Source organism: Pseudomonas sp. (assembly GCF_049590575.1).
Classification (GTDB): domain Bacteria; phylum Pseudomonadota; class Gammaproteobacteria; order Pseudomonadales; family Pseudomonadaceae; genus Aquipseudomonas.
This window is the reverse complement of sequence record NZ_JBAWDE010000136.1, coordinates 1-9027: the sequence shown is the minus strand read 5'-3', so window position 1 is coordinate 9027 and position 9027 is coordinate 1. Positions and strand designations below refer to the sequence as shown.

The window sequence follows — 9027 nt, the reverse complement described above, 5'->3', positions numbered from 1 at the left end:
CCGAGCACGTCGCCGACGCAATCATCCGCGCGGCCGAGGCCACCGAGATGCCGGCGGGCGTGTTCAATATGATCTTCGGCGGCGGCGTCGGCGAAGCGCTGGTCAAGCACCCGGCGATCCAGGCGGTCGGCTTTACCGGCTCGCTCAAGGGCGGTCGCGCCTTGTGCGACATGGCCGCGGCACGCCCGCAGCCGATCCCGGTGTTCGCCGAGATGTCGAGCATCAACCCGGTCATCGTGTTGCCCCAGGCCTTGCAGGCGCGCGCGGAAAGCGTGGCCCGCGACCTGACCGCCTCGGTGGTGCAGGGCTGTGGCCAGTTCTGCACCAACCCCGGCCTGGTGATCGGCATCGCGTCGCCGGAGTTCAGTGCGTTCACCCAGCAGGTGGCGCGCCTGATCGGCGATCAACCGGCGCAAACGATGCTGAATGCCGGCACCCTGAGCAGCTATGGCAAGGGCCTGCAAAAACTCCTCGCGCACCCTGGCATTCAACACCTGGCCGGCAGCGCCCAGGCGGGCAACCAGGCCCAGCCGCAGCTGTTCAAGGCCGACGTGCGCCTGTTGATCGACGGCGATGAAGTGCTGCAGGAAGAAGTGTTCGGCCCGACCACGGTGTTTGTCGAAGTCGCCGACCAGGCGCAACTCAGCGCCGCCTTGCACGGCCTGCACGGCCAACTCACGGCGACGATCATCGGCGAGCCAACAGATTTCGAACAGTTCGCCGAACTCACGCCGCTGCTGGAACAGAAGGTCGGGCGCATCCTGCTCAACGGTTACCCGACCGGCGTGGAAGTCTGCGATTCGATGGTGCACGGCGGCCCTTATCCGGCCACTTCCGACGCGCGTGGCACCTCGGTCGGCACCCTGGCCATCGACCGGTTCCTGCGCCCCGTGTGCTTCCAGAACTACCCAGACAGCCTGCTGCCCGATGCGTTGAAAAACGCCAACCCGTTGCGCATCCAGCGCCTGGTGGATGGTGCGCCATCCCGTGACGCGCTGTAAAAAAGGAGGTTCCATGTCGTTGAGCGCAATGACTGCACACCGTGCACAGTTGGGTGAAGCGCCGTTCTGGGACGCGCCGAGCCAGGCGCTGTACTGGGTCAATATCGCCGGCAAACAGGCATTGCGTCTGATGGGCGGGCAGCTGCAGGTCTGGCAGCTGCCCGAGCATGTCTCGGCATTTATCCCCTGTGAAAGCGGCGACGCGCTGGTGACCTTGAGCAGCGGCGTCTACCGCCTCGACCTCGCCACCGAAGCCCTGAGCCTGCTGTGCGTGGCCGACCCGCAAGCGGGCAACCGTGGCAATGAAGCGCGCTGCGATGCTCAGGGCCGGCTGTGGCTGGGCACCATGCAGAACAATATCGGCGAGCACGGTGAAGACCTGCCGATCACCCGGCGCTCCGGTGGCCTGTTTCGCATCGATGCGGACGGGCAGGTCACGCCGTTGCTGCAGGGCCTGGGCATTCCCAACACCTTGCTCTGGAGCGACGACGGCGCTCACGTGCATTTTGGCGACAGCCTCGACGGCACGCTGTACCGCCATTCGATCCAGGCCGACGGTCAGCTCGACCCGGCGCAAGTGTGGTTCGGCCCGCACGCGCGCGGCGGGCCGGACGGCTCGGCGATGGACGTCGGGGGCTATGTCTGGAACGCGCGCTGGGATGGCAGTTGCCTGCTGCGCCTGACGCCGCACGGTGAGGTCGACCGCATCATTGAACTGCCCGTGAGCCGCCCGACCAGCTGCGTATTCGGTGGCCCCAACCTCACCACGCTGTACATCACCAGTGCAGCGAGCCCATTGGATCACCCCCTCGACGGCGCGGTACTGGCCATTGAGGTCGACGTGCCAGGCAAGCCTTGTCACCGCTTTGCCGGTTAAACCCAAGACTGAAGTAACAACAAAATAACAACAAGGAGTCACCCGTATGAATCGTCGTCGTGGTTTGCGTTCCCTGTGCTGCGCCGCTGTGGCGGTCTCGGCGCTGAGCTTGAGCGGGCTGTTGCTGGCCGCTGAAGAAGTGAAGATCGGTTTCCTGGTCAAGCAGGCTGAGGAGCCGTGGTTCCAGACCGAATGGGCCTTCGCCGAAAAGGCCGGCAAGGAGCACGGTTTTACCGTGATCAAGATTGCCGTGCCGGATGGCGAAAAAACCCTCTCGGCCATTGACAGCCTGGCCGCCAACGGTGCCAAGGGCTTTGTGATCTGCCCGCCGGACGTGTCGCTGGGCCCAGCCATCGTCGCCAAGGCCAAGGCCAACGGCCTGAAAGTGATTGCCGTGGACGACCGTTTTGTCGACGCCAAAGGTAACTTCATGGAAGACGTGCCGTACCTCGGCATGGCCGCGTTTGAAGTCGGCCAGAAGCAGGGCGCCGCCATGGCTGCCGAAGCGAAAAAGCGCGGCTGGGACTGGAAAGAAACGTATGCGGTGATCAACACCTTCAACGAACTCGACACCGGCAAGAAACGCACCGACGGTTCGGTCAAGTCCCTTGAAGACGCGGGTTTCCCCAAGGATCACATCCTGTTCACAGCAGCTAAAACCCTCGACGTTCCAGGCAGCATGGACGCCACCAACTCGGCCCTGGTCAAGCTGCCCAGCGGCGCGAAAAACCTGATCATCGGCGGCATGAACGACAACACTGTGCTCGGCGGCGTGCGCGCCACCGAAAGCGCCGGCTTTAAAGCGGCCAATGTGATCGGCATCGGCATCAATGGCACCGACGCCATCGGCGAGCTGAAAAAACCCAACAGCGGCTTCTTCGGTTCGATGCTGCCCAGCCCGCATATCGAGGGCTACAACACTGCGCTGATGATGTACGAGTGGGTCACCAAAGGCACCGAGCCGCCGAAGTACACGGCCATGGACGAAGTGACCCTGATCACCCGCGATAACTTCAAGGAAGAACTGACCAAAATCGGGCTGTGGCAATGACCGCTGCCGCCTTGCGTTTTGACGGTATCGGCAAAACCTTTCCCGGGGTCAAGGCGCTGGATGGCATCAGCTTCAGCGCCCAGCCGGGGCAGGTGCACGCCTTGATGGGCGAGAACGGCGCGGGCAAGTCGACGCTGCTGAAGATCCTTGGCGGCGCCTACATTCCCAGTACCGGCACGGTGCAGATCGGCGAGCAGACCATGGACTTCAAGTCCGCCGCCGACAGCATCGCCAGCGGCGTGGCGGTGATCCACCAGGAGCTGCACCTGGTGCCGGAAATGAGCGTGGCGGAGAACCTGTTCCTCGGGCATTTGCCGACGCGCTTTGGCGTGGTCAATCGCAGCCTGTTGCGCAAGCAGGCGCTGGCGTGTCTCAAGGGCCTGGCCGATGAAATCGACCCGGACCAGAAACTTGGGCGCCTGTCCCTCGGGCAGCGCCAGTTGGTGGAAATCGCCAAGGCGCTGTCGCGCGGCGCGCACGTGATTGCCTTCGACGAACCGACCAGCAGCTTGTCGGCGCGGGAAATCGACCGGTTGATGGCGATCATCAAGCGCCTGCGCGACGAGGGCAAAGTGGTGCTCTACGTGTCCCATCGCATGGAAGAGGTGTTCCGCATCTGCGATGCCGTCACCGTATTCAAGGACGGTCGCTACGTGCGCACCTTTGACGACATGGCCGCGCTGACCCACGACCAACTGGTGACCTGCATGGTCGGCCGCGACATTCAGGACATCTACGACTATCGCCCGCGCGAGCAGGGCGAGGTGGCGCTCAAGGTCGACGGTTTGCTCGGCCCGGGCTTGCGTGAGCCGGTGAGTTTTCAGGTGCACAAGGGCGAGATTCTTGGCCTGTTCGGGCTGGTTGGGGCCGGGCGTACCGAGCTGTTTCGCCTGCTCAGCGGCCTGGAGCGTGCCACTGCCGGCAGCCTGGAACTCTGCGGGCACGCCCTGCAATTGCGTTCACCGCGCGATGCCATCGCCGCTGGCGTGCTGCTGTGCCCGGAGGACCGCAAGAAAGAGGGGATCATTCCGCTGTCCAGTGTCGCCGAGAACATCAACATCAGTGCGCGTGGCGCGCATTCGGGGTTCGGTTGGCTGCTGCGCGAGGGCTGGGAAAAGCGTAATGCCGAGCAGCAGATCCAGGCCATGAAAGTCAAAACCCCGAACGCGGCGCAGAAAATCATGTACCTGTCCGGCGGCAATCAGCAGAAGGCGATTCTCGGTCGTTGGCTGTCGATGCCGATGAAAGTCCTGCTGCTGGACGAGCCGACGCGGGGCATCGATATCGGCGCCAAGGCCGAGATTTACCAGATCATCCATAACCTGGCCGCCAGCGGCATTGCGGTGATCGTGGTGTCCAGCGACCTGATGGAAGTGATGGGTATTTCCGACCGCATCCTGGTGTTGTGCGAAGGCGCGCTGCGCGGCGAACAAACCCGCGCCCACGCCACTGAATCCAACCTGCTGCAGCTGGCCTTGCCGCGCGGCCCGGCAAACTGAGAGACGACTATGACCACCCAACACAACGCGTTGCCGACCGCACGCAAACCCCTGGACCTGCGCGCGCTGCTGGATAACTGGGCGATGCTGCTGGCAGCGATCAGCATCTTTTTGCTGTGCGCCTTGCTGATCGACAACTTCCTTTCGCCGCTGAACATGCGCGGCCTCGGCCTGGCGATTTCCACCGTGGGCATTGCCGCGTGCACCATGCTGTTTTGCCTGGCCTCAGGGCACTTCGACTTGTCGGTGGGCTCGGTCATTGCTTGCGCCGGCGTGGTCGCGGCGATTGTGATGCGCGACACCGACAGCGTCATGCTGGGCATCGGCGCGGCCTTGCTGATGGGGCTGATCGTGGGGCTGATCAACGGCATCGTGATCGCCAAACTACGCGTCAACGCGCTGATCACCACCTTGGCGACCATGCAGATCGTACGTGGCCTGGCGTATATCTTCGCCAACGGCAAAGCGGTCGGCGTGTCCCAGGAGCAGTTCTTTATCTTTGGCAATGGCCAGCTGCTGGGCGTGCCGGTGCCGATCCTGATCACCATCGTGTGCTTTGTGTTCTTCGGCTGGCTGCTCAATTACACCACCTACGGGCGCAACACCATGGCCATCGGCGGCAACCCGGAAGCGGCGCTGCTGGCAGGGGTGAATGTCGACCGCACCAAGATCCTGATCTTCGCCGTGCATGGCGTGATCGGCGCCCTGGCCGGGGTAATCCTGGCGTCGCGCATGACCTCGGGCCAGCCGATGATCGGCCAGGGTTTTGAACTGACGGTGATCTCCGCCTGCGTCCTGGGTGGGGTATCCCTGAGCGGCGGGGTAGGGATGATTCGCCACGTGATCGCCGGGGTGTTGATTCTGGCGATCATCGAGAACGCGATGAACCTGAAGAACATCGACACCTTCTACCAGTACGTGATCCGTGGCTCGATCCTGTTGCTGGCGGTGGTCATTGACCGCATGAAACAACGCTAGAAAGGGCAACACAAAAAACGGTGGGAGGGGGGCTTGCCCCCTCCCACCGTTTTAATCGGCAGAGAATTTGAAAATGGTGTTCTGGGTATAGGTCTGCCCCGGGTTCAAGCGGGTCGAGGCAAACGTCGGCTGGTTAGGCGCGTCAGGAAAGTGTTGGGTCTCCAGGGTAAACCCGCTCCAGTGCTGATAAGCCTTGCCACCCTTGCCCTTCATCGAGCCATCGAGGAAGTTGCTGGTGTAGAACTGCACGCCAGGCTCGGTGGTGTAGAGCTGCAAGCGTCGGCCCGATGCCGGATCCTTGACGTCGGCAGCCAGCTGTTTGATATCGCCTTTAGTGTCCAGCGCCCAGTTGAAATCGAACCCGCCCTGTTTGGGTTCGGCGTACTTGAGCTGCGGATGATCTTCCTTGATGTGCTGGCCGATCGGCGTAGGTTTCAGGAAGTCCATCGGCGTGTCTTTCACCGGCGCCAGCTCACCGGTGGGGATCAAGGTGGCATTCACCGGTGTGTAATGGCTGGCGTGCAAGGTGGCGACATGCTTGAGGATGTCGCCGTTACCCGCGCCGGCGAGGTTGAAGTAGCTGTGGTTGGTGAGGTTAAGCACTGTCGGTTTGTCAGTGGTGGCCTTGTAGTCGATGTGCAGCTCGTTGTTGTCGTTGAGGCTGTAGGTGACTTCGGTTTTCAGGGTGCCGGGGAAGCCCATTTCGCCGTCCTTGGACAGGTAGGTGAGGGTCACGCCCACCGAGTCCTTGCCCTTGGTCTGCGCGGCTTTCCACACCTGCTTATCGAAGCCCTGGGCGCCGCCATGCAGCGAGTTGGGGCCATCGTTGAGCGGTACCTGATAGCGCTTGCCATCGAGCTCGAAGGCGCCGCCGGCCAGGCGATTGCCGAAGCGTCCGATGGTCGCGCCGAAAAACGCCGTGCCGGCCTGATAGCCCTGCACGTCGTCGAAGCCGAGCACCACGTCTTCGACCTTGCCGTGTTTGTCCGGCACCTTGAGCGACTGCAACACACCGCCGTAGGTGATCACCGTGGCTTGCATGCCATGGCTGTTACGCAGGATGTACTGTTCGACGGCGGTGCCGTCATTGGTTTTACCGAAAGGTTTGTGTTCGCTGGTGAGCCCGGCAGCCTGGGCGCCACCGCTGGCAATCAACATAGACATGGCAAGGCCCGAGAGCAGGTAACGAGGGTGCTTCATGGTCGAACTTCCTTTTGTTGTTTTCAGTGGAATAGTTCTACTAATGTGCGATATTTTGTCGACAAGACAGCAGATTTATAGCCTTTTACCGCGTATTTGCAAAATAAAATAAGACTATTTAGCGAGGCATGGCTTTTATGAGCACTCAACACGCGCTGTATCCCGACCTTGAAGGCAAGACCGTAATGATTTCCGGAGGGGCTTCGGGGATCGGCGAATTCATGGTTCGCGCCTTTGCGGCGCAGGGCGCCAAGGTCGGCTTTGTCGACCGCGCCCAAAGCCAGGGCGAACGCCTGGCGGCGCTGTTGAGTTCCCAGGGGCATATCGTTGAGTTCGGCCATTGCGACATCACCGACGAGATTGCCTACAAGGCAGCGATTGCACGTTTCGAACACTCCCTGGGGCCGATCACCGTGCTGGTGAACAACGCCGCCAATGACGTGCGGCACACCCTGGAGGAAGTCGATTCGGAGACTTTCGACAAGCTGATCTCGGTCAACCTCAAACACGCGTTTTTCGCGGCCAAGGCCGTGGTGCCAATGATGAAAAACGCGGGTGGCGGGTCGATCATCAACCTGGGGTCGGTCGGCTGGATGATGGCGTCGGCCGGCTACCCCGTGTACGCCGCCAGCAAGGCCGCCGCCCATGGCATGACCCGCGCACTGGCACGCGAGTTGGGGCCCAGCCACATCCGGGTCAACACCCTGGTGCCGGGCTGGGTCATGACCGAGAAACAGCTGGCGATGTGGGTGGATGACGCGGCCAAGGAGCTGATCGCCCGCAGCCAGTGCCTGCCCGGCAGTGTGCTGCCAGAACATATCGCTAATATGGCGTTGTTTCTTGCGTCGGACGCGTCAGCGATGTGTTCGGCGCAGAACTTCATCGTCGACGGGGGCTGGGTTTAGTAACACCGCAAGCCCAATGTAGGAGGGTGCAAGCCCCTCCTACATTGGCCGCGGTGTTTATTCGAGGGGGTAGCGCTTGAACGCCGGATGCTGCTCCAGGCGTTCGGCGTGGCGTTTGAGGTTGGGGAATGCCTCAGCCTTGACCACCGACGCCACGGTGAACTGGCTGAACGACCAGGCAACCGCCGCAGTAAGCGACGCCTGGGTCAGTGCTTGGGTGTCGCCCAGCTGTTTTTCCAGCAACCCATAGGCCGCCAGCAACTGCCCGCTGACGCGCTCGAGCCAGGGCGCATGCAGCTTCTCGGCCGGCCGCAGGTTGTGCTCGTAGACGATCTGCACACTTTTCTCGCAGGCCGCCAGCGCCAGCCCGAGCACCTGCATATCTTGCGCAAGTGCCGCCGGTTGCTGCGGCAGCAGCTTCTTGTCGGCCGGCGCCAGGGTTTCGAGGTACGCCAGGATCAGGCTGGAATCCATCAACACGGTGCCATCGTCCAGCACCAGCGTGGGTGCCTTGACCACCGGGTTGATCTGCGCAAATTCATCGAACGTGCGAAACACCGAGAGCGCTTCATGCTCAAAGTCCACCCCGTACAGATCCAGGGAAATGGCCACACGGCGCACGTAGGGCGAGTCCAGCATACCGATCAACTTCATAAAGCCTCCATTGCTCTCAGGGGGTTGGCTGCAGAGATTAAGGGCACCCAGTGGCCAAGCGCAATTGCCGATACGCCTCCACCAGTTGTTCCAGGCTGAATGCCAGGTTGCGCCCGCTCGGGTTGGGCAGCACCCATACCGCCGCATCGCTCAGCCGCTGCGGCTGCAAGCCCCAGGCAATCCCGCGCTGGCCGGATAACGCGCTGTAGCCGGCCTTGCCGAGGAACGCCACGTGGCGCGGGGCACGCCGGCGGATTTTCTGCTCAAAGGCGGCTGCCGCAGCGGTGAATTCATGCCGCGCCAATTCGCCCGCGCTGGCCGTGGGGCGCTCGACCACGGTGGTCAGGCCGCAGCGGTAGTGCAACAGCGTGCGACCGTCTTCGGGGCGGAGTTCATGGGGCGTGAAACCGGCCAGGTGCAAGGTGCGCCAGAAGCGGTTGCTGCGGTTGGCGAAGTGCAGGCCGAGGGCAGCGGAACCCTTGCCGGGGTTGATGCCGCAGAACACCACGCTCAGGCCGTCGGCGAGGATGTCCTCCAGCCCGGCGTTCATGTCGGGCTCCTGAAACCTTGGCGGCTGGCCCCCGGCGGTTGCCCGGTTATGCGTTTGTAGGCGCGGCTGAAGGCGGCCTGGGAGGTGTAGCCGAGGCGGTACGCCACTGCTTCGATGGGCAGCCGCTCCAGGGTCAGCCACTGGCTGGCGAGGCGCATGCGCAACTCGGTCACGTAACGCAGCGGTGGTACCCCGAGGGTCGCCTGGAAACGATCCGCGAACACCGAGCGTGAGGTATGACAGTGCGCCGCCAGTTCGGCCACGCTCCAGTCGCGCCCCGGTTGCTGGTGCAGGGCGAGCAGGGCGCCGGCC

General features: G+C 62.8%; 10 protein-coding genes. 6 read left to right on the top strand and 4 right to left on the bottom strand.

What is annotated here, in order from left to right; translation table 11 throughout:
• From WBR57_RS10600 to araH, 5 genes are all read left to right on the top strand, one after another.
• Positions 1 to 1001: aldehyde dehydrogenase family protein (locus tag WBR57_RS10600; RefSeq protein WP_424083781.1), on the top strand; the 1001-nt coding region annotated here is incomplete at its 5' end.
• A 13-nt stretch (positions 1002 to 1014) separates the two neighbouring features.
• A complete protein-coding gene (locus tag WBR57_RS10595; protein ID WP_424083780.1) occupies positions 1015 to 1878 on the top strand; it encodes an SMP-30/gluconolactonase/LRE family protein in 864 nt (287 codons plus the stop codon).
• A gap of 46 nt (positions 1879 to 1924) precedes the next feature.
• Positions 1925 to 2929, top strand: coding sequence for a substrate-binding domain-containing protein (locus tag WBR57_RS10590; protein WP_424083779.1), 1005 nt, complete (start codon positions 1925 to 1927; stop codon positions 2927 to 2929).
• Positions 2926 to 4428, top strand: a complete 1503-nt coding sequence (gene araG, locus WBR57_RS10585; protein ID WP_424083778.1) for an L-arabinose ABC transporter ATP-binding protein AraG — start codon at positions 2926 to 2928, stop codon at positions 4426 to 4428. The genes WBR57_RS10590 and araG overlap by 4 nt, the downstream gene beginning before the upstream one ends.
• A gap of 9 nt (positions 4429 to 4437) precedes the next feature.
• On the top strand, positions 4438 to 5406 hold the full coding sequence (araH, locus tag WBR57_RS10580; protein WP_122538627.1) for an L-arabinose ABC transporter permease AraH: 969 nt from the start codon (positions 4438 to 4440) through the stop codon (positions 5404 to 5406).
• 51 nt (positions 5407 to 5457) lie between these two features.
• Here araH and WBR57_RS10575 read toward each other — a convergent pair whose 3' ends face one another.
• Entirely contained in the window at positions 5458 to 6606 is a 1149-nt protein-coding gene (locus WBR57_RS10575; RefSeq protein WP_424083777.1) for an aldose epimerase family protein, read from the bottom strand.
• A gap of 137 nt (positions 6607 to 6743) precedes the next feature.
• Here WBR57_RS10575 and WBR57_RS10570 point away from each other — a divergent pair, with 137 nt between their 5' ends.
• On the top strand, positions 6744 to 7511 hold the full coding sequence (locus tag WBR57_RS10570) for an SDR family NAD(P)-dependent oxidoreductase (RefSeq protein WP_424083776.1): 768 nt from the start codon (positions 6744 to 6746) through the stop codon (positions 7509 to 7511).
• Between the two features lie 57 nt (positions 7512 to 7568).
• On the opposite strand, the gene WBR57_RS10565 is transcribed toward WBR57_RS10570, so the two are convergent.
• The 3 genes from WBR57_RS10565 to WBR57_RS10555 all read right to left on the bottom strand — a co-directional run.
• Complete coding sequence (locus WBR57_RS10565) at positions 7569 to 8165, bottom strand: glutathione S-transferase family protein (protein ID WP_424083775.1); 597 nt, start codon at positions 8163 to 8165, stop codon at positions 7569 to 7571.
• A gap of 37 nt (positions 8166 to 8202) precedes the next feature.
• A complete protein-coding gene (gene mug / locus WBR57_RS10560; RefSeq protein WP_424083774.1) occupies positions 8203 to 8715 on the bottom strand; it encodes a G/U mismatch-specific DNA glycosylase in 513 nt (170 codons plus the stop codon).
• A partial coding sequence (locus tag WBR57_RS10555) for a helix-turn-helix domain-containing protein (RefSeq protein WP_424083773.1) occupies positions 8712 to 9027 on the bottom strand: 316 nt, incomplete at its 5' end. The genes WBR57_RS10555 and mug, both read right to left, overlap by 4 nt.

Coding starts and splice junctions, on each gene's coding strand:
- WBR57_RS10595 (WP_424083780.1), top strand. CDS start 1,015: ATGTCGTTGAGCGCAATGACTGCACACCGTGCACAGTTGGGTGAAGCG.
- WBR57_RS10590 (WP_424083779.1), top strand. CDS start 1,925: ATGAATCGTCGTCGTGGTTTGCGTTCCCTGTGCTGCGCCGCTGTGGCG.
- araG (WP_424083778.1), top strand. CDS start 2,926: ATGACCGCTGCCGCCTTGCGTTTTGACGGTATCGGCAAAACCTTTCCC.
- araH (WP_122538627.1), top strand. CDS start 4,438: ATGACCACCCAACACAACGCGTTGCCGACCGCACGCAAACCCCTGGAC.
- WBR57_RS10575 (WP_424083777.1), bottom strand. CDS start 6,606: ATGAAGCACCCTCGTTACCTGCTCTCGGGCCTTGCCATGTCTATGTTG.
- WBR57_RS10570 (WP_424083776.1), top strand. CDS start 6,744: ATGAGCACTCAACACGCGCTGTATCCCGACCTTGAAGGCAAGACCGTA.
- WBR57_RS10565 (WP_424083775.1), bottom strand. CDS start 8,165: ATGAAGTTGATCGGTATGCTGGACTCGCCCTACGTGCGCCGTGTGGCC.
- mug (WP_424083774.1), bottom strand. CDS start 8,715: ATGAACGCCGGGCTGGAGGACATCCTCGCCGACGGCCTGAGCGTGGTG.